General features: G+C 41.7%; 11 protein-coding genes, 5 tRNA genes, 3 rRNA genes and 2 pseudogenes. 4 read left to right on the top strand and 17 right to left on the bottom strand.

Going from position 1 to position 20,530, the window contains the following annotated elements; all coding sequences use genetic code 11:
- The first annotated feature begins 139 nt into the window (after positions 1 to 139).
- Positions 140 to 1,579: a serine-type D-Ala-D-Ala carboxypeptidase gene (dacB, locus tag INP95_RS07090; protein ID WP_178162586.1), complete on the top strand. Its 1,440-nt coding sequence runs from the start codon at positions 140 to 142 to the stop codon at positions 1,577 to 1,579.
- A gap of 126 nt (positions 1,580 to 1,705) precedes the next feature.
- Here dacB and purF read toward each other — a convergent pair whose 3' ends face one another.
- From purF to yfbV, 3 genes are all read right to left on the bottom strand, one after another.
- A complete protein-coding gene (gene purF, locus INP95_RS07085) occupies positions 1,706 to 3,223 on the bottom strand; it encodes an amidophosphoribosyltransferase (RefSeq protein ID WP_049384195.1) in 1,518 nt (505 codons plus the stop codon).
- Between the two features lie 14 nt (positions 3,224 to 3,237).
- Positions 3,238 to 3,729, bottom strand: coding sequence for a CvpA family protein (locus tag INP95_RS07080; protein WP_005696203.1), 492 nt, complete (start codon positions 3,727 to 3,729; stop codon positions 3,238 to 3,240).
- Positions 3,730 to 3,833: 104 nt separating this feature from the next.
- The gene (gene yfbV / locus INP95_RS07075; RefSeq protein WP_049384196.1) at positions 3,834 to 4,280 is read right to left on the bottom strand and encodes a terminus macrodomain insulation protein YfbV; all 447 of its coding nucleotides are present in this window, start codon (positions 4,278 to 4,280) and stop codon (positions 3,834 to 3,836) included.
- Positions 4,281 to 4,501: 221 nt separating this feature from the next.
- On the opposite strand from yfbV, the gene INP95_RS07070 reads away from it, so the two are divergent.
- The 3 genes and pseudogenes from INP95_RS07070 to pta all read left to right on the top strand — a co-directional run.
- A complete protein-coding gene (locus INP95_RS07070; protein ID WP_049384197.1) occupies positions 4,502 to 5,707 on the top strand; it encodes an acetate kinase in 1,206 nt (401 codons plus the stop codon).
- 64 nt (positions 5,708 to 5,771) lie between these two features.
- Positions 5,772 to 6,095, top strand: a pseudogene (locus tag INP95_RS09950) (AAA family ATPase); the annotation flags it as partial.
- A gap of 75 nt (positions 6,096 to 6,170) precedes the next feature.
- Positions 6,171 to 7,223, top strand: a pseudogene (gene pta / locus INP95_RS07065) (phosphate acetyltransferase); the annotation flags it as partial.
- An 87-nt stretch (positions 7,224 to 7,310) separates the two neighbouring features.
- Here pta and rnd read toward each other — a convergent pair.
- The 14 genes from rnd to wecA all read right to left on the bottom strand — a co-directional run bounded on the left by rnd (position 7,311) and on the right by wecA (position 20,515).
- Positions 7,311 to 8,462, bottom strand: coding sequence for a ribonuclease D (rnd, locus tag INP95_RS07060; RefSeq protein ID WP_049384199.1), 1,152 nt, complete (start codon positions 8,460 to 8,462; stop codon positions 7,311 to 7,313).
- A 69-nt stretch (positions 8,463 to 8,531) separates the two neighbouring features.
- Entirely contained in the window at positions 8,532 to 10,220 is a 1,689-nt protein-coding gene (fadD, locus tag INP95_RS07055; RefSeq protein ID WP_197560410.1) for a long-chain-fatty-acid--CoA ligase FadD, read from the bottom strand.
- A gap of 46 nt (positions 10,221 to 10,266) precedes the next feature.
- The gene (locus tag INP95_RS07050; RefSeq protein WP_177989184.1) at positions 10,267 to 10,809 is read right to left on the bottom strand and encodes a Slp family lipoprotein; all 543 of its coding nucleotides are present in this window, start codon (positions 10,807 to 10,809) and stop codon (positions 10,267 to 10,269) included.
- A gap of 20 nt (positions 10,810 to 10,829) precedes the next feature.
- On the bottom strand, positions 10,830 to 11,540 hold the full coding sequence (tsaB, locus tag INP95_RS07045; RefSeq protein ID WP_197560409.1) for a tRNA (adenosine(37)-N6)-threonylcarbamoyltransferase complex dimerization subunit type 1 TsaB: 711 nt from the start codon (positions 11,538 to 11,540) through the stop codon (positions 10,830 to 10,832).
- 2 nt (positions 11,541 to 11,542) lie between these two features.
- The gene (gene yoaA / locus INP95_RS07040) at positions 11,543 to 13,465 is read right to left on the bottom strand and encodes a DNA repair helicase YoaA (RefSeq protein WP_420026387.1); all 1,923 of its coding nucleotides are present in this window, start codon (positions 13,463 to 13,465) and stop codon (positions 11,543 to 11,545) included.
- Positions 13,466 to 13,584: 119 nt separating this feature from the next.
- Positions 13,585 to 13,700: ribosomal RNA gene (rrf, locus tag INP95_RS07035) — 5S ribosomal RNA — on the bottom strand.
- 143 nt (positions 13,701 to 13,843) lie between these two features.
- Positions 13,844 to 16,741, bottom strand: a 23S ribosomal RNA gene (locus INP95_RS07030).
- 244 nt (positions 16,742 to 16,985) lie between these two features.
- Positions 16,986 to 17,061 (bottom strand) — tRNA-Ala (locus INP95_RS07025).
- Between the two features lie 53 nt (positions 17,062 to 17,114).
- Positions 17,115 to 17,191: transfer RNA gene (locus tag INP95_RS07020), tRNA-Ile, on the bottom strand.
- Between the two features lie 82 nt (positions 17,192 to 17,273).
- A 16S ribosomal RNA gene (locus INP95_RS07015) occupies positions 17,274 to 18,813 on the bottom strand.
- The 16S, 23S and 5S rRNA genes sit together here with 5 tRNA genes alongside, the layout of an rRNA operon.
- 170 nt (positions 18,814 to 18,983) lie before the next feature.
- Positions 18,984 to 19,060, bottom strand: a tRNA-Pro gene (locus INP95_RS07010).
- Between the two features lie 24 nt (positions 19,061 to 19,084).
- Positions 19,085 to 19,160 (bottom strand) — tRNA-His (locus tag INP95_RS07005).
- A 30-nt stretch (positions 19,161 to 19,190) separates the two neighbouring features.
- Positions 19,191 to 19,267: transfer RNA gene (locus INP95_RS07000), tRNA-Arg, on the bottom strand.
- A 183-nt stretch (positions 19,268 to 19,450) separates the two neighbouring features.
- The gene (wecA, locus tag INP95_RS06995; protein ID WP_197560408.1) at positions 19,451 to 20,515 is read right to left on the bottom strand and encodes a UDP-N-acetylglucosamine--undecaprenyl-phosphate N-acetylglucosaminephosphotransferase; all 1,065 of its coding nucleotides are present in this window, start codon (positions 20,513 to 20,515) and stop codon (positions 19,451 to 19,453) included.
- Positions 20,516 to 20,530: the final 15 nt, after the last annotated feature.

Genomic DNA, 20,530 nt, shown 5'->3' with positions numbered 1-20,530 from the left:
AAATTTGGTAAAAACAAAACCACGACAACGTCTTGCAACCTTGCCGCAGTCAATGAAAAATAAAAAATGATTTACTCTATTGAGTTCGGAGCTTATTATTATTCGTCTTGAGAAAAATAGCAACCATAACAGAACTAAAATGACTAAAAAATCTTCTATTTCGACCGCACTTAAAGCGGCATTTATCACTCTCGGCTTTTCTTTTTCCTCCATGGCTGAAGTTAATGTGGCTTCTATCACCCAATACTTACCGGAAGGTGCTTCTGCCAGTATCATTGCCAAAAACCTCAATAAAGATCAAATTATCGCGGATTACAATGGTTCAACGTTTATGTTGCCTGCCAGTACGCAAAAAGTTTTCACAGCTGTCGCTGCTAAATTGGTATTAGGTGACGCCTTTCAGTTTGAAACATCACTTTTAAGTAATGGAAAAATTCAGAATAATGTTTTAGAAGGCGATCTTGTTGTGCAGTTTACTGGCGATCCTGATCTGACCAGTGGACAACTTTATAGCCTATTAGCCAATTTAAAGAACCAAGGCATTCAGAAAATCAATGGAGATCTTATTTTAGATACCTCTGTATTTGCTAGCCATGACCGTGGGCTAGGTTGGATTTGGAACGATCTTACGATGTGCTTTAACTCCCCTCCTGCTGCAGCAAATATCGATAATAACTGTTTCTATGCCGAGCTAGATGCAAATCAACCAGTGGGTGAAACAGTCAAAATTAATGTTCCCGCTCAATTTCCTATTCAAGTTTTCGGGCAAGTTTATATTGTGGATCAGCAAGAAGCCGGTTATTGCCAGTTAGATGTCGTTGTTCACGACAATAATCGCTATCAAGTAAAAGGCTGTATTGCACGCCAAACTAAACCATTTGGGCTCAGTTTCGCTGTGCAAGATCCAGATGCCTACGCAGCTGCCATTATTCAACGTCAATTAAAACGTCTTGGTATTGAATTTACCGGCCAGGTAAAACAACCTCAAAAGCCACAGCAAGGACAAAAACTTGCCCAGCATTTATCTAAACCATTGCCTGAGCTATTGAAAAAAATGATGAAAAAATCGGATAACCAAATTGCCGATGCTTTATTTAGAGCAGTAGCCTACAACTACTATAAACGCCCTGCTTCATTCCAATTAGGCACATTAGCGGTGAAATCAGTATTACAAAAACAAGGCATTAAATTTGGTAACAGCATCTTAGCCGATGGTTCTGGTCTTTCTCGTCATAATTTGGTTGCACCTAAAACCATGCTTTCAGTCCTAGAGTACATTGCCAAAAACGAAGATAAATTACACTTAATGGAAACCTTTCCAATTGCAGGTGTAGACGGCACAATCAGTGGGCGTGGTAGCTTAATTAATCCACCATTGGTGAAAAACGTTATCGCTAAAACCGGCTCACTGAAAGGGGTATATAATCTTGCCGGTTTTATGACTAATGCACGTGGTGAAAAAGTGGCTTTCGTTCAATTTATCAATGGCTATTCAACCGGTGATTTAGAAAGTAAAACAAAGCGCGCTCCACTTGTGCAATTTGAAAGTACGCTTTATAACGATCTCTATAAAGACTAAAACGCATAAAAAAATGACCGCACTTTGAATACATCAAGTGCGGTCATTTTTCTTTCTATTTAATTAAAAAGAAAAAGCACCAAACATTGCATTGAATTTAGTGCTTTTTTACGATCTTAAATGCACTTAACCTTCATTATGGATTTCAAGGTTGCTTGCATCTTTTTCTCGTTTTTTCTTTGCCGAATCACTACGTTGAGAAGCGATGCTGTCAAGGTATTCTGGCGTGATATCGCCAGTGATATATTCGCCAGTAAAGACTGAACAATCAAAGCCTTGAATGGCTGGGTTTTCTTGGCGTACTGATTCTGTCAGCGCTTCAAGATCTTGGAAAACTAATTTATCTACGCCAATCAATTTCGCAATTTCATCAACATTACGGCCATAAGCAATGAGTTCTTGTTTTGTTGGCATATCAATACCGTAAACATTCGGATAACGAATTTCTGGTGCTGCGGATGCAAAGTAAATTTTCTTCGCCCCCGCTGCTCTAGCCATACTCACGATTTGTTCGGATGTTGTACCTCGAACAATAGAATCATCGACTAATAACACATTTTTGTCTTTAAATTCTGCTTTAATCGTATTGAGCTTGCGACGGACTGAACTAATACGTTGTGCTTGACCAGGCATGATAAATGTACGGCCAACATAGCGGTTTTTCACAAAGCCTTGACGATAAGGTTTGCCTAAGATTTTCGCAATCTGTAACGCAATATCCGTTGAAGTCTCTGGTACTGGAATCACCACGTCAATATTATCGGCTTCCTCAACCCATTCTTTTGCAATTTTTTTACCTAAATGTTCGCCCATGTGAACTCGTGCGGCATAGACAGACACACCGTCTATTGTTGAATCAGGACGAGCAAAGTACACGTATTCAAAAATACACGGATTTAAGACCGCACTTTCTGCACACTGCTCAGCATAAAGCTGACCATCAAAGGTCACATAAATCGCTTCGCCCGGTGCAACATCACGCACTAATTCAAAACCTGCGACGTCTAATGCCACACTTTCAGAGGCAAACATATATTCTACAAAGCCGTTTTCTTCTCGTTTACCTAACACGAGTGGACGAATACCAAACGGATCGCGAAATGCCACCATGCCATGTCCAATAATCATCGCTAAGCATGCATAAGCACCACGGATATCTTTGTGTGTAGCACGAATTGCATTAAAAATATCTTGCGGATCGAGATGGTATTTATTCACTCTATCTAAATGATTTGCAAGAATATTGAGAAGAAGTTCTGAATCCGAATTAGTATTTATGTGACGACGTGCTTCTTTAAATAATTTATCTTTTAATTCGTCTGAATTGGTTAAGTTACCATTGTGAACAAGGCTTAAACCATAAGGTGAGTTAACATAGAAAGGCTGCGCTTCAGATACACTTGAACTGCCGGCGGTTGGATAACGTACATGTCCGAGGCCTGCATGACCTTGTAAACGTAACATATGTTCTTGTCTGAATACATCGCTTACAAGACCATTAGCCTTACGCAAACGAAAGCGGTTTTCATCATCGATTGTGACAATCCCCGCCGCATCTTGACCTCGATGCTGTAATAACGTTAATGCTGCATAAATGGATTCATTAACCGGATTTTGGCTAACGATACCGACAATTCCACACATACTGATTGACTACCTTATTGTTTAAAAGTTGAGTTTAAAAAACTAGAACTTGCTTGTAGTTGTTGGAAGAACCATTCAATAATGAAGCCGAAATGAGGAATTAATTTTGATTCTTTCCACCAATCGGTTTGTTCAAAGTTAGTGAAGGTATCCAAGAAGAATAAGATCGCAGCAACGATTAACGCACCACGAATTAAGCCAAATGCCGCACCGAGAACACGATCTGTTCCAGTAAGTCCTGTTTTATCCACTAATTGACTAATCACATAGTTAACAATGCCACCTACGATTAAGGTTAAAACAAATAAAATGCCGATTGCTGTGCCATTACGCACGTAGTCAGATTCGATTTGAGTAAGATAAGTGGCGAGATAAGGATAAAATTGGCTAGCGACAATAAATGCAACGACCCAACTTGCAAGGGACATCACCTCTCGCACAAACCCACGTAATAAACTCACGATAATCGAAAATGCGATGATGCCAATGATAATGTAATCAATCATTAAATAGTCTCTCAATTAAAAAGGGCCGCCATTGCGACCGCAGTATTTTACATAAAAAACAACAAAAGGAAAACGTTTGCGTCAATTAAATTTGTAGCCATTGACTAGATTTCCTGCCAAAATGCTTTGTCTAATTTTTGCTGTGCCTTTTGTAGTACTTCTGCCAAGTGCTGATATGTCGGTTTATCTTGCACGGTTGGCAAACTTTCATGTTGTTTTCTTAAACGTTCACTAATCTCATAAAACCACTGAGAACTTTGCGGTTCTAACGGTGATTTTGCACGTTTTCCCAACCAGTATAAGCCTTGCAATGGCATCACTAACGCACAAAGTGCGGTCAAAATAGCAATCGCTAATGCAGTAAGATCCGTCTTGGCATAAAGCTGTTGCCAAACCACCGAAAATACCGCCATAAAAGGCATGAACTTTTGTGCAAATTTCGTGGCTTTAATAATGCGATTTTCGGGGAAAATAATACCGAGTTTCGATTCTAATGGCCACGTTTGCAAATATATTTGCCCACGTTTTAAGGTTGAAAAAAATGATGACATAAAAACATCCTAGAAAATAACCGCACTTATAATACTCTAGTTTAGGTTTAATTGTCATCCTTAACTAGAAACTGTTGAAATTTTCAACTTTTCTAATAAAAGATCGTATTTTTCCCTTCTAGTGAATTTATTTTATACGCCAAAAGGTGTATTCTATGCAAAATTTGTAGTCTGTTCTTTTGAACGGATTTTTATTAACCTCAATCAAAAATAGGGTTCCTATGTCAAAACTTGTTCTCATCCTTAACTGTGGTAGTTCTTCATTAAAATTTGCAATCCTTGATCCTGCAACAGGTGAAGAAAAATTATCAGGCTTAGCTGAAGCATTTTACCTTCCTGAAGCTCGTATTAAGTGGAAAATTAACGGTGAAAAAGGTAGCGCAGATTTAGGTGCTGGTGCAGCGCACACTGAAGCGCTTAATTTCATCGCGTCAAACATTATGACTGATGAGCTTAAAAACTCTATCACCTCGATTGGTCACCGTATCGTTCACGGTGGTGAGAAATACACCCAATCTGTTGTTGTAACAGATGAAGTGGTTAAAGGTATTGAAGATGCTGCACAATTTGCACCACTTCACAACCCTGCTCACTTAATCGGTATCCGTGAAGCATTCAAAACATTCCCACACTTAAAAGATAAGAACGTTGTCGTATTTGATACAGCATTCCACCAAACTATGCCTGAAGAAGCATACTTATATGCACTTCCATACTCACTTTACAAAGAACACGGCGTACGTCGCTACGGTGCACACGGTACCAGTCACTACTTCGTTTCTCGTGAAGTCGCTGAATTCGTAGGCAAACCAGCAGACCAAGTAAACGCAATTATCTGTCACTTAGGTAACGGTGGTTCTGTTTCTGTGGTTCGTCATGGTAAATGTATCGATACCTCTATGGGTTTAACCCCGTTAGAAGGTTTAGTCATGGGAACTCGTTGTGGCGACATCGACCCAGCTATCGTTTTCTACCTATATAAAGAATTAGGCATGTCAATGGATCAAATCGAAGAGACTTTAGTGAAAAAATCAGGTCTTTTAGGTTTAACTGAAGTAACAAGCGACTGTCGCTATGCAGAAGATAACTATGATGATGCTTCTAAACCAGAAGCAAAACGTGCATTAGATGTTTACAGCTACCGTTTAGCAAAATACATTGGTGCATACATGGCAGTTTTAGGTGACGATCACTTAGATGCCATCGCATTTACAGGTGGTATCGGTGAAAACTCTGCTCACGTTCGTGAATTAGCATTAGGACACTTAAAATTATTCGGCATCAAATTAGACAAAGAACGCAACCTTGCTGCTCGCTTTGGTAAATCAGGCGTGATCACTGCTGATGACTCTGCATTCAAAGCGATCGTTCTTCCAACCAACGAAGAATTAGTAATTGCACAAGATACAGCACGTTTAGCGGGCTAATCAACTTCCTTCAAACCTGCTGAGAAATCAGCAGGTTTTTTCATTCATTAAAAGGTATATCAAAATGACTAAAGCAGTTATTCTTATTCCAACTAGCGCAGAAGCAAATTTAGCGGCAGCATTAGACGCAGCTAAAACAACAGGCGCTGTCGTATTCAATGCAGTAGAAGATGTAAAAGCCGCTCAAGCATTAATCGCAAATAATCAAAAAGACGTGTTATTAGAAAAAATCGTTGCTGATTTCCAAGCATTAAATGCAAATTTAGTGATTGTTAAAGGTGTTCAACCTTCATCTCAAGCGCCTTTTGCAAATAGCTTAAACTTTGCGATTGCACAAACCTTAGATGCACAAATTATCTTAGTAGCAAACAATGAAGAAGGTACATTAGTAGAAGCCGTTGCTTCAGAATTTGGCGGTGTGAATAACACTGACATCTTAGGTGTATTTGGTGCACAAGCAGGCAAAATTAAAGCTTTAGATGCACAAGCATTAGCTGCTGCAATCTCTGCACCACTTGCTCGTGAAGCACGTATTTCTCCAGCAGCATTCCGTTTCAAATTAACTGATTTAGCACGCAAAGCGGGCAAAACTATCGTATTACCAGAAGGTGACGAACCTCGTACCGTTAAAGCAGCGGCTATCTGTGCTGAACGTGGTATCGCAAAATCAGTATTATTAGCAGATCCTGAATCAGTGAAAAAAGTCGCAGCAGAACAAGGCGTAACTTTAGGTGCTGATGTAACAATCATCAATCCTGCTGACGTACGCGAAAACTATGTTGCTCGTTTAGTTGAATTACGTAAATCTAAAGGCTTAACGGAAGAACAAGCACGTGCACAATTAGAAGACACTGTTGTATTAGGTACGATGATGTTAGAAGCGGGTGAAGTAGATGGTTTAGTCTCTGGTGCCGTTCACACCACTGCAAATACCATTCGTCCACCGATGCAAATCATCAAAACAGCACCAGGTAGCTCAATTATCTCGTCTGTATTCTTCATGTTATTACCAGACCAAGTATTAGTGTATGGTGACTGTGCAGTAAACCCAGAACCAACTGCAGAACAACTGGCTGAAATCGCAATTCAATCCGCCGAATCTGCAAAAGCATTTGGTTTAAATCCGAAAGTGGCAATGCTTTCTTACTCAACCGGTACTTCTGGTTCTGGTCAATCTGTAGAGAAGGTAAAAGAAGCTACCCGTATTGCACAAGAAAAACGTCCTGATTTATTAATCGACGGTCCATTACAATACGATGCTGCGGTTATGAAAGATGTGGCGGCGTCTAAAGCACCAAATTCTAAAGTAGCAGGCCAAGCAAACGTATTTGTATTCCCTGATATCAACGCAGGTAATATCGGCTATAAAGCAGTTCAACGTTCTGCTGATTTAGTCGCTGTAGGCCCAATGCTTCAAGGTATGCGTAAACCGGTTAATGACTTATCTCGTGGTGCATTAGTAGATGATATCATCTACACCATCGCATTAACTGCAATCCAAGCAACTCAAGCTTAATTAAAGCCATTGTCGTAAAACACTAAAGAAAATAACCGCACTTTTGATGATTCAAAGTGCGGTTATTTTTAGGATTATTTTTAATGGCTACTCTACGGATTTTAAGTATTCAACCAGCTTTAAGCCAATCTCTCTTCGCCATCCTAAAAGCAAATCGGGCTGTTTTGTTATATCTTCATTTTTTAACCAGACACATTTAATGAGATCTTCTAAATTCCGTTTACTGGCTAGAATATCGATAGTTAATCCTTTTGGCGTCAGTTCATAAGCTTTTTCTTGTAATAATCGAATTGCCTTTTTATAACGAGGATCATCAACAATACGCACTAAACGTTTAGGATAATCATAAGGGGAAATTCGGCGGCTTTGTGCTAACAATTGAAGCATTTTTTTACCACGCACACGGACTTCATTTTCAGATAATCCAAGCGCTAACATTTCTGATGTATTACGAGGATTATTTTTTGCCACTTTCCAAAGGTTGTCTGATTTCACCACATAAGAAAGGGCTAAGTTTCGAGCCATTGCCGTTTCTTGTCGCCACTTTGCCAATAGCTGTAAACGCGCTAATTCAAGGGGATTAAGCTTCCAGACATTTGGAATATCTAAATAAGCTTTATTTGGATCACGATCGTCTAATTTACTGGTTTTCGAGATCGCAAGCTGGCAATCATCAATTACCGCTTGAAGCCAAGGTGATTGCGCTAATTCTATTTGCATCTTTTGATAGACCGGCAAGAGATACCATACATCCCCTGCGGCATATTGTAGCTGTACGGGTGAAAGTGGACGTTTTAGCCAGTTTGTACGTGTTGCCCCTTTATCCATTTCAATGCCTAAATAATGTAATACCAATTTGGCCAGGCCCGCTGAATTAGCAAAACCTAAAAAACGCGCCATAATTTGCGTATCCATCATAGGCTGTGGAAGTGCATCAAACTCTTGTAAGAAAACCAATAAATCTTCATTACAAGCATGCAAAATTTTTGTCACCTGCTGATCGCGTAATAATTCCACAAAAGGTGAAAAATCAGTAATGGATAAAGGATCGATCAATGAAACACGTTCACCATCATAAAGTTGAATTAATCCTAATTTAGGATAATAGGTCGATACCCGCATAAATTCGGTATCTAAAGCGACCGCACTTTGCTGACGAGCTAACTGGCAAACCTGAGCCAGTTCTTCATTATTTTGAATTAACGTAAAGTGCGGTTGATTTTGGCATTCTTTTATCATTGTAATAGGATGTATTTTCAAATAGAAGTAAAGACTAAACAGGGATATGAACACATATCCCTGGTTAAATTAATGTTGTGAGCGTTTTGCTATTTCTTCATCACGCAGTATGCGTCTTAAAATTTTGCCTACATTACTTTTCGGCAATTCATCGCGAAACTCAATATCTTTCGGGACTTTATAGCCCGTCAGATGTTGTCTGCAATGTTGACGTAATTCATCACGCGTGAGGCTATCATCTTTCTTCACGATGAAGATTTTGATGGTTTCTCCCGACACTTCATGTGGCACACCGATAGCAACGACTTCAGCGACTTTATAATTTAGCATAACCACATCTTCGATTTCATTTGGATAAACATTAAAGCCTGAAACCAAGATCATATCTTTTTTGCGGTCAACAATACGGAGGCTATAGCTCTCGTCCATAATGACGATATCACCCGTTGCCATCCAACCATCTTGAAGCACTTCAGCAGTCGCTTCAGGACGTTGCCAATACCCACGCATGACTTGTTCTCCTTTAACCCAAAGCTCTCCAGCTTCACCAAGTTGTGCTTCCGAGCCATCATCTTTGATAATTTTAATATCGGTATTTGGTACTGGTACACCGATTGTACCATTGTGTTTAACCACATTAATCGGACAAGCGGCAATTAGCGGTGAACATTCTGTCATACCATAACCTTCAATGATATTGCAGCCAGTTAAATCATGCCAACGCGTTGCGACCGATTGTTGGATCGCCATACCGCCGCCAACAGAAAGTTTTAATTGTGAAAAATCCACTTCTTTGAAATTTTCATTATTAAGTAGCGCATTAAATAAGGTATTTACCCCTGTAATCGCTTCAAAGCGGTATTTTTTGAGCTCTTTAACAAAGCCATCAATATCACGTGGGTTCGTAATTAAGAGCGCGGTAACACCAAGCTCTAAGAAGAGTAAACAGTTTACCGTTAAGGCAAAAACATGATAAAGCGGTAAAGCCAGTACGGCAACACGTTGCTTAGCATGATCGCCAATAAATGGCTCTGCAATCCACTTCGCTTGGAAAATATTGGTAATAATATTGCCATGTGTCAGCATTGCGCCCTTAGCAACACCGGTCGTTCCACCTGTATATTGTAAGAAGGCTAGATCTTCACGATCCACTTGTGGACGAACATATTGACGAAATTTACCAATACTCAATACTTCACGGAAAGTGACAGCATTCGGTAATTTATATTTTGGCACTAACTTTTTGACGTATTTCACGACAAAATTGACCAAATTACGCTTACCAAAAGAAAGCTGATCACCCATTCTTGTTAAAATTACATGTTTTACTTTAGTGTTAAACACGATTTTTTCCAAGGTTGAAGCGAAGTTTGAAACAACAACAATCGCCGTTGCACCGCTGTCTTGTAACTGATGTTCTAATTCACGCGGGGTGTAAAGTGGATTCACGTTTACGACAACTAGGCCAGCACGTAAGATACCGAAAAGCGCAATAGGATATTGCAATAAATTAGGCATCATGAGAGCAACACGATCGCCACGTTTTAATTTCAATTCATTTTGTAGATATGCAGCAAATGCACGGCTTCGCTCTTCTAATTTGCGAAAAGTCAGCACTTGTCCCATATTGATATAAGCAGGACGGTCTGGATGCTCACGAATTGCTTTATCTAAAATATCGAGAATTGAATCATATTTTGAGGTATCCAGCGTGATGGGTGAACCTTCTGGATAATTTTGAAACCAAACTTTTTCCATTTTTTATCCTTATTCTTTGGAAAATTTTCTTAATTTTATCATTTAGTTAGTAGAGATAATAGCGAATTTCAGGCTCGCCATACCAATAATATGGTCGTCGACCAAAAAAGCCCCAATCATCCCACATATCATCTGGATAATAATAGCTTTGAGAAAGCTTCCAGACACGATAGTGATTGGTTTGAATTACAGGGTAAGTGTAGCTTGCCTGATCAACCTTGCCTTGTTCTGTTTTCAATAAGGTGCCGCCAATTGTAATAAATTGGTCTTTTAAACTTTCAGGCTCAACAAAACCATCAAGATAAGTAATAAAACGTCCATTAGGTTGTTCATCAATCATGGGTTTTGCAGAGGTTGAGTAAACTGGATAGCTTAATACTTCAATTTTAGTTTTATTCGGCTGGGCTTGTGCTGTTAATACTTTTCCGCCTAAACGAATTGATTTGCACTGACAGCTATAATCACTCTGTTGAATTGAAGATAATGATTTTAAAGTAAACTGTTCTTTTTCCAGTCCTTTCGGTGCATTAACACATCCCACTAATGTGGTCGAAAGTGCGGTCAAAACTAAGATCGTTTTTTTATTCATCTTCAACTCCTTTTTGAAAATTATTCACGCCCAGGTAATTTTTTCCAAGTCACTTCATTACGCAAATAAACCGGTTCAATTTCTAAGGCGGATATGACTTTATTCTGTGCATAATCTGTTAAAGCAAGTTCAAGCATATATTGTGCAGAAGGTAAAATAATATCACTCCCTCCGAAACCACTGTCTTTAAATTGAGGATACGCTGCCCAACCTGTTCCGACTCGATAGGCGGTTAAATCTGAAAGCTGTTCAAGCACTTTTTCAGGTTGGCAAACTTGTTCTTCTATAACAGGATTCCATTGGAAAAACTCACCCAATTCTGACCGCACTTTTTCTCGTTTTACTTGAGAAAAATAAACTTCATTCATTCTTGCATCAATGGCAGCTGCCACATTTTCAGCTTGATGTAATTCAAATGCAGCCTGAGCCATTGCTGTTAAATTTGATACCGCAATAACAGGTAAATCAGCACCAAATGCAAGCCCTTGAGCAATCCCTGCGCCGACACGAACACCAGTAAAACTACCAGGACCGTGTCCAAATGCTAACGCATCTACTTGCTTCAAATTAATACCTGAATTGACAAGCAACTCATCAATCATTGGAAGAATACGTTTTGTGTGTGTACGTTGTGCTAATTCATCTAAATATGTTTTTTCGCCTTTATGCCAAAGTGCAACTGAACAGGCTTCTGTTGAAGTATCAAGTGCTAATAAGGTGATATTTTTCATTATTAATCCATTTTCTCATTTTGTAAGAATTGTACCACTTTGTTGAGATCTCGGGTACGGGTTGAATTAGGTAAACTTTTTAGAAAGGTTTCGCCGTAATTTCGCATAACAAGACGATTATCACAAATAATTACAGCACCACGATCAGTCACATCTCGAATTAGGCGTCCTACACCTTGTTTCAGCGTAATAACCGCTTCTGGGATCTGTATATCATTAAATGGATCGCCTCCTTGTAATCGGCAATCTTCAATGCGTGCTTTTAATAAAGGTTCATCTGGTGCAGTAAAAGGCAATTTATCAATAATGACTAAGGAAAGTGCATCACCACGGACATCCACGCCTTCCCAAAAGCTAGAAGTAGCAACTAGCACACTATGGGTTTCATGAATAAATTGTTCGAGTAATTTTGCTTTAGGCGTTTCACCTTGTAATAAGATAGAAAGCTCACTATTTTCTCTAAAATACTCTGCCAAGCCTCTCATCATTAAATAAGAAGTACAAAGCACAAAGCATCGCCCTTTATTCGCTTCAATGATAGGCAACAACATTTCACTAAGAGCTTGTAACGTATTATTTTGATTCGTTGCTGGTAAATAACGTGGCACGCAAAGTAGCGATTGATTAGGATAATCAAAAGGACTGTGAAGAATTTTTTGTTCTGCTTGCTCAATACCTAGTCGCTGACAGAAATGATTAAAAGTGCCGCCAACTTCAAGAGTCGCTGAAGTGAAAATCCAAGCTGCTTCTTTATCATTTAGCTGTTCACCAAATTTATCTGCGACAGTGAGTGGTGTAATATGCAAACCAAATTGTCGCCCCATACTTTCGTACCAGTAGCAATAACCGACTATAGCCGTATCACAAAGACGCATTAATTGATTTTTAATACCTTCAGTACGTTCAAAAATACTATCCAAAGTCTGAGAGCGACCTAATGCAATCTTGATAACTTCAGAAAGAAACTCTATTTTTTCTTGCAATAATTCAACCGATTTTTTGACCGCACTTTGTTTAAATAGCTCACGCCAATTTCCTCGCTGATTTCCTTCCCCAAGAAGAAGACGGAAATCTTGAATAACTTTAAGCAAGGTATCTGCAGTTGTGCCAAGCTGCGGCATATCTTTCAATTCTGTTCGATAAACAATATTGATATCTTTACATAAATCAAATAGCTGGCGAGAAGTTAATGATTGGCCAAAGTACTGGCTTGCTATATCGGGGAGTTGATGTGCTTCATCAAAAATAATAACTTCTGCATTAGGGATAAGCTCACCAAAGCCACTTTCTTTTACCGCCATATCAGCAAAGAAAAGATGATGATTGACTACAACAAGATCCGCATTTAGCGCTTTTTTACGAGCTTGTGCGACATAGCATTCAGCGTAGTTAGGACAATCTGTTCCCAAACAACTTTCTGCTGTGCTCGTCAATTGAGGCAAAATTGGGCTATCTTCAGCCAATTCAATACATTCTGTTAAATCACCTGTTTTCGTCGCATTATTCCATTTTCTTACTTTACTTAAATCGGCTAAAACAGATTTATCCCCAAGCACACCTTGAGCAATAACTTGATCCAGACGCTCCAAACATAAGTAATTGGATCGCCCTTTCAATAATGCAATTTTTCCAGAATAATTTAAGGCTTTTTTAATAGCGGGAAGATCTCTTGAAAAAAGCTGATCTTGTAGATTTTTAGAGCCGGTTGAAATAATCGTTTTCTTTCCTGCAATAAGTGCCGGAGCTAAATAAGCAAAAGTCTTTCCAGTACCTGTTCCAGCTTCTACAACAAGCGATCGCTTATTTTGAATAGCATATCCTACAGATTGAGCCATTTCGAGCTGTTCTGCTCGCGGTTTAAATCCTTTGATATTCTTACTCAATTCGCCATCACTGGAAAAGATCTTACTTATCTGTTTTTTCATAATTATTGCTATCTAGAAATAGGCGAAGATTTTATCATTATTAGGCTCATTTATATATGAATTCTAATATTTTATAAAACAAAACCCCAAGCCATTCAGCTCGGGGTTCTACATTCAGTACCTGGCGGTGTCCTACTCTCACATGGGGAAACCCCACACTACCATCGGCGCATCGGCGTTTCACTTCTGAGTTCGGTATGGGGTCAGGTGGGACCACCGCTCTATCGCCGCCAGGATTATTCCTTTAATAACTTCTTCTATCTCTTTCTGCTCTCACTATCTCTAGTGTCTCACAACCAAACAAGCTGATTAAACTTCAAAACTTTCTCTTTCGTCTCTGAGTTTCGTCTTACAACACCCAAAACCCTTGAGCGTTGTATAGTTAAGCCTCTCGGGCAATTAGTATCTGTTAGCTCAACGGCTCGCACCGCTTACACACCAGACCTATCTACGTCTTAGTCTTAAACAACCCTTACTGTCTTAAAAACAGGGAGAACTCATCTCTTGGCAAGTTTCGTGCTTAGATGCTTTCAGCACTTATCTCTTCCGCACTTAGCTACCCGGCAATGCGTCTGGCGACACAACCGGAACACCAGTGGTGCGTCCACTCCGGTCCTCTCGTACTAGGAGCAGCCCCAATCAATTCTCCAACGCCCACGGCAGATAGGGACCGAACTGTCTCACGACGTTCTAAACCCAGCTCGCGTACCACTTTAAATGGCGAACAGCCATACCCTTGGGACCTACTTCAGCCCCAGGATGTGATGAGCCGACATCGAGGTGCCAAACACCGCCGTCGATATGAACTCTTGGGCGGTATCAGCCTGTTATCCCCGGAGTACCTTTTATCCGTTGAGCGATGGCCCTTCCATTCAGAACCACCGGATCACTATGACCTACTTTCGTACCTGCTCGACTTGTCTGTCTCGCAGTTAAGCTTGCTTATACCATTGCACTAACCTGACGATGTCCGACCGTCATTAGCAAACCTTCGTGCTCCTCCGTTACTCTTTGGGAGGAGACCGCCCCAGTCAAACTACCCACCAGACACTGTCCGAGACCACGTTTCGTAATCTTCGTTAGAACATCAAACGTTAAAGGGTGGTATTTCAAGGTCGACTCCATAATCACTGGCGTGACTACTTCTAAGTCTCCCACCTATCCTACACATCAAAATTCAATGTTCAGTGTCAAGCTATAGTAAAGGTTCACGGGGTCTTTCCGTCTAGCCGCGGGTACACCGCATCTTCACGGCGATTTCAATTTCACTGAGTCTCGGGTGGAGACAGCCTGGCCATCATTATGCCATTCGTGCAGGTCGGAACTTACCCGACAAGGAATTTCGCTACCTTAGGACCGTTATAGTTACGGCCGCCGTTTACTGGGGCTTCGATCAGGAGCTTCTCTTTCGATTACACCATCAATTAACCTTCCAGCACCGGGCAGGCATCACACCCTATACGTCCACTTTCGTGTTTGCAGAGTGCTGTGTTTTTAATAAACAGTTGCAGCCAGCTGGTATCTTCGACCGGTTCAACCTTCGCCCGCTAGGGACTACAATCTACGCCGGCGCACCTTCTCCCGAAGTTACGGTGCTATTTTGCCTAGTTCCTTCACCCGAGTTCTCTCAAGCGCCTGAGTATTCTCTACCTGACCACCTGTGTCGGTTTTCAGTACGGTTTAGATAAACCTGAAGCTTAGTGGCTTTTCCTGGAAGTGTGGTATCGGTTACTTCAGCTCCGTAGAGCCTCGTCATCATCTCTCGGTGTTAAAGAAGTCCGGATTTGCCTAAACTTCTCACCTACCAACTTAAACGCACATATCCAACAGTGCGATAACCTAACCTGCTCCGTCCCCACATCGCAGTTTATCCAAGTACGGGAATATTAACCCGTTTCCCATCGACTACGCTTTTCAGCCTCGCCTTAGGGGCCGACTCACCCTGCCCCGATTAACGTTGGACAGGAACCCTTGGTCTTCCGGCGAACGGGTTTTTCACCCGTTTTATCGTTACTTATGTCAGCATTCGCACTTCTGATACGTCCAGCAAACCTCTCGATTCACCTTCATCCGCTTACAGAACGCTCCCCTACCCAACAGACTTTCGTCTGATGCCGCAGCTTCGGTGCTATATTTGAGCCCCGTTACATCTTCCGCGCAGGCCGACTCGACTAGTGAGCTATTACGCTTTCTTTAAATGATGGCTGCTTCTAAGCCAACATCCTAGCTGTCTAAGCCTTCCCACTTCGTTTCCCACTTAATATAGACTTTGGGACCTTAGCTGGCGGTCTGGGTTGTTTCCCTCTCCACGACGGACGTTAGCACCCGCCGTGTGTCTCCTGAGTATCACTCTTCGGTATTCGTAGTTTGCATCGGGTTGGTAATCCGGGATGGACCCCTAGCCGAAACAGTGCTCTACCCCCGAAGGTGTCCGCTCAAGGCTCTACCTAAATAGATTTCGGGGAGAACCAGCTATCTCCCGGTTTGATTGGCCTTTCACCCCCAGCCACAAGTCATCCGCTAATTTTTCAACATTAGTCGGTTCGGTCCTCCAGTTAGTGTTACCCAACCTTCAACCTGCCCATGGCTAGATCACCGGGTTTCGGGTCTATACCTTGCAACTATTCGCCCAGTTAAGACTCGGTTTCCCTTCGGCTCCCCTATTCGGTTAACCTCGCTACAAAATATAAGTCGCTGACCCATTATACAAAAGGTACGCAGTCACCCTTAAAGGGCTCCCACTGCTTGTACGTACAAGGTTTCAGGTTCTATTTCACTCCCCTCACCGGGGTTCTTTTCGCCTTTCCTTCACAGTACTGGTTCACTATCGGTCAATCAGGAGTATTTAGCCTTGGAGGATGGTCCCCCCATCTTCAAACAGGATATCACGTGTCCCGCCCTACTTGTCGTTAGCTTAGTACCATGACCTGGACTTCGAGTACGGGGCTATCACCCTGTATCGCCAAGCTTCCCAGCTTGTTCCTCTGTCTCTGTCATTATCACTAACAGGCTCCTTCGCGTTCGCTCGCCGCTACTAACGAAATCTCGGTTGATTTCTTTTCCTCGGGGTACTTAGATGTTTCAGTTCTCCCGGTTTGCCTCACTTACCTATGGATTCAGTAAGTGATAGTAGATTCTTCATCTACTGGGTTTCCCCATTCGGACATCTTGGATTAAACGCCTCTTATCGACTCATCCAAGCTTTTCGCAGATTAGCACGTCCTTCCTCGCCTCTGATTGCCAAGGCATCCACCTTGTACGCTTAGTCACTTAACTATACAACCTCAAAAATTCTTGATGTTGCGTTTTCAACTAAACACTTGATTGCTTTTGTTCAATCAAGATTTTCTTCTTACTCAGACTTTTTCTTATCCTTAAAAGGACTTGAAAGTCTCTTCAGTTTTTCAGCTTGTTTTCTGGTTGTTAAAGAACAGAAATAACATTTTCAGTTATCATCGTTAAATAAACTCATTAAAGCATTTTAAGCATTAAATCAGTCAATTTACTTAACGATGATAAGTGGTGGAGATAAGCGGGATCGAACCGCTGACCTCCTGCGTGCAAGGCAGGCGCTCTCCCAGCTGAGCTATATCCCCATGTCATCGTTTATTTATCACCTTATTCACCTTTATCACTCACTCAGTTTGAGTGGTGGGTCTGAGTGGACTTGAACCACCGACCTCACCCTTATCAGGGGTGCGCTCTAACCACCTGAGCTACAGACCCAAGGGAATAACGGTTTTCTGCTCGATATTGTCTACAATATATCAATCAATCTGTGTGGACACTTATTGTCTCTCGTTTTTGGTAAGGAGGTGATCCAACCGCAGGTTCCCCTACGGTTACCTTGTTACGACTTCACCCCAGTCATGAATCATACCGTGGTAAACGCCCCCCCGAAGGTTAAGCTATCTACTTCTGGTACAACCCACTCCCATGGTGTGACGGGCGGTGTGTACAAGGCCCGGGAACGTATTCACCGCAACATTCTGATTTGCGATTACTAGCGATTCCGACTTCATGGAGTCGAGTTGCAGACTCCAATCCGGACTTAGACGTACTTTGTGAGATTCGCTCCAGCTCGCACTCTCGCTTCCCTCTGTATACGCCATTGTAGCACGTGTGTAGCCCTACTCGTAAGGGCCATGATGACTTGACGTCATCCCCACCTTCCTCCGGTTTGTCACCGGCAGTCTCCTTTGAGTTCCCGACCTAATCGCTGGCAACAAAGGATAAGGGTTGCGCTCGTTGCGGGACTTAACCCAACATTTCACAACACGAGCTGACGACAGCCATGCAGCACCTGTCTCAGAGTTCCCGAAGGCACCAATCCATCTCTGGAAAGTTCTCTGGATGTCAAGAGTAGGTAAGGTTCTTCGCGTTGCATCGAATTAAACCACATGCTCCACCGCTTGTGCGGGCCCCCGTCAATTCATTTGAGTTTTAACCTTGCGGCCGTACTCCCCAGGCGGTCGATTTATCACGTTAGCTACGGGCGCCAAGCTCAAAGCTCAACCCCCAAATCGACATCGTTTACAGCGTGGACTACCAGGGTATCTAATCCTGTTTGCTCCCCACGCTTTCGCACATGAGCGTCAGTACATTCCCAAGGGGCTGCCTTCGCCTTCGGTATTCCTCCACATCTCTACGCATTTCACCGCTACACGTGGAATTCTACCCCTCCCTAAAGTACTCTAGCGACCCAGTATGAAATGCAATTCCCAGGTTAAGCCCGGGGCTTTCACACCTCACTTAAGTCACCGCCTGCGTGCCCTTTACGCCCAGTTATTCCGATTAACGCTCGCACCCTCCGTATTACCGCGGCTGCTGGCACGGAGTTAGCCGGTGCTTCTTCTGTAGTTAACGTCAATCACCTAGTTTATTAAACTAAATGCCTTCCTCGCTACCGAAAGAACTTTACAACCCGAAGGCCTTCTTCATTCACGCGGCATGGCTGCGTCAGGGTTGCCCCCATTGCGCAATATTCCCCACTGCTGCCTCCCGTAGGAGTCTGGGCCGTGTCTCAGTCCCAGTGTGGCTGGTCATCCTCTCAGACCAGCTAGAGATCGTCGGCTTGGTGAGCCTTTACCTCACCAACTACCTAATCCCACTTGGGCTCATCCTATGGCATGTGGCCCGAAGGTCCCACACTTTCATCTTCCGATACTACGCGGTATTAGCTACAGTTTCCCGTAGTTATCCCCCTCCATAAGCTAGATTCCCAAGCATTACTCACCCGTCCGCCACTCGTCATCAAAGAAGCAAGCTTCTTTATGTTACCGTTCGACTTGCATGTGTTAAGCCTGCCGCCAGCGTTCAATCTGAGCCATGATCAAACTCTTCAATTCAAGTTCAATCGCTCAATACTGCTGACATAAAATGTCACTACTTAAAAAGTATATGAATTTCTAGTTAGCACCTATTAAGACTTCAAAATTAAAAAATATTTTTAAAACAAGTCAATCAACAAGTGCCCACACAGATTGTCTGATATATTGTTAAAGAGCAAAAAAATAATTGGTCGGCGAGATAGGATTTGAACCTACGACCCACTGGTCCCAAACCAGTTGCGCTACCAAGCTGCGCTACTCGCCGTCAGATTTCTCAATTAAGAGAAGATGGGGTGGCTAATGGGATTCGAACCCACGACAACTGGAATCACAATCCAGGGCTCTACCAACTGAGCTATAGCCACCATTGATTAGTTGTTCATCGCATTGACTTCTGGCGCGCTCGACAAGATTCGAACTTGCGACCTTTGGCTCCGGAGGCCAACGCTCTATCCAACTGAGCTACGAACGCGTTACTGCGTCGTTGCAGGGGCGTATATTAATGATTTCCAAATACCTTGTCTAGCACTTTTTTGAAAAAAAAATATCAAAAGATAAATTTTTGTTCAATTTGTATAGAATTTATTATGTATTCGTTTATTTTTAGTGCTAAAACGTAAAAAAGGATAGCAAATTGCTATCCTCTTTATTTCATTTATTGCTTGTTACGACGTGCGCGACGTTTCATTCTTCGTACCCATCGGGTGATTTTCCATGCTTTTGTAATTGAATAAGCATAAAGGAAGAATAATACAATAAACGCAATAAACATTGCCCATTCATTAATATAGAAGACTTCGCCTAAGATACCGATTGTGGCACAAATTGCCGCAAAGAAGGTAATTAATAAAAAGGCTTGGCGAGAGGTTAATCCAGCACGAACCATTAAGTGGTGTACGTGTAAGCGATCTGGACGGAATGGACTTTTCCCTTTGCGTAAACGGCGATAAATAATATCCACCATATCAATTAAAGGCACTGCAATAATCCAAAGTGCGGTCACTGGATTCATCGGATGTCCTTTTCCTTGCGTACTTAAAAGTAAAATCCAAATAATAGTAAAGCCGATTAAAGTACTTCCAGCATCGCCCATGAACACTTTATATTTTGGCCCGAACGGAATCCCTAAGTTTAATAATAGATAAGGTAAAATCGCTACAATTAAGCCAAAACTCCAATATGCCATATCCATTTGTCCATCACGGAACATCAAGATACCAATAGCAGCAAATGAAACAATAGACAACCCACCTAACAATCCATCAATACCATCAATCATATTAAAGGCATTAATAATCGCGATTGTGGCAAATACGGTAATAATCAATCCGATAGAACCAAGCGTTAATTGGAATGGACCTAGAATTTGGCCTAAATGATCTAAATAAACATTACCCAAATCGATCATTAAAATCGCAAGCACCGCTTGAATTCCTGCACGCAAGAAAGGGCTAATATCAAAGCGGTCATCTAAGATACCGATTGCGAGTAGAATAAAGATACTGAATATATAAAGATAAGGTAAACGAAGTTGATCCCACTCCATTAAATAATAGCAAAGATTTCCCATAAAAAGAGAAACACCGCCAATAAGTGGAATCGCACCTTGGTGACGCTTACGATAATTTGGTTTATCAACCAAACCAATTTTATTCGCAATTGGTCGCATCACAATCAAGGTTAAAAATGCCCCTAAGAAAGTTACAATAAGACTTAGCATAGTTTGTATCCTAAA

The sequence above is a fragment of the Haemophilus parainfluenzae genome, from assembly GCF_014931375.1.
Classification (GTDB): domain Bacteria; phylum Pseudomonadota; class Gammaproteobacteria; order Enterobacterales; family Pasteurellaceae; genus Haemophilus_D.
Note: the sequence above shows the minus strand (reverse complement) of the source record. Positions and strands in the feature narration are given on the sequence as shown.

Bases quoted from the DNA above. Each gene is read 5' to 3' on its own strand.
- wecA (WP_197560408.1), bottom strand. From the start codon at position 20,515: ATGCTAAGTCTTATTGTAACTTTCTTAGGGGCATTTTTAACCTTGATT.
- INP95_RS07050 (WP_177989184.1), bottom strand. From the start codon at position 10,809: ATGAATAAAAAAACGATCTTAGTTTTGACCGCACTTTCGACCACATTA.
- yoaA (WP_420026387.1), bottom strand. From the start codon at position 13,465: ATGAAAAAACAGATAAGTAAGATCTTTTCCAGTGATGGCGAATTGAGT.
- fadD (WP_197560410.1), bottom strand. From the start codon at position 10,220: ATGGAAAAAGTTTGGTTTCAAAATTATCCAGAAGGTTCACCCATCACG.
- INP95_RS07080 (WP_005696203.1), bottom strand. From the start codon at position 3,729: ATGATTGATTACATTATCATTGGCATCATCGCATTTTCGATTATCGTG.
- yfbV (WP_049384196.1), bottom strand. From the start codon at position 4,280: ATGTCATCATTTTTTTCAACCTTAAAACGTGGGCAAATATATTTGCAA.
- dacB (WP_178162586.1), top strand. From the start codon at position 140: ATGACTAAAAAATCTTCTATTTCGACCGCACTTAAAGCGGCATTTATC.
- rnd (WP_049384199.1), bottom strand. From the start codon at position 8,462: ATGATAAAAGAATGCCAAAATCAACCGCACTTTACGTTAATTCAAAAT.
- tsaB (WP_197560409.1), bottom strand. From the start codon at position 11,540: ATGAAAAATATCACCTTATTAGCACTTGATACTTCAACAGAAGCCTGT.
- INP95_RS07070 (WP_049384197.1), top strand. From the start codon at position 4,502: ATGTCAAAACTTGTTCTCATCCTTAACTGTGGTAGTTCTTCATTAAAA.
- purF (WP_049384195.1), bottom strand. From the start codon at position 3,223: ATGTGTGGAATTGTCGGTATCGTTAGCCAAAATCCGGTTAATGAATCC.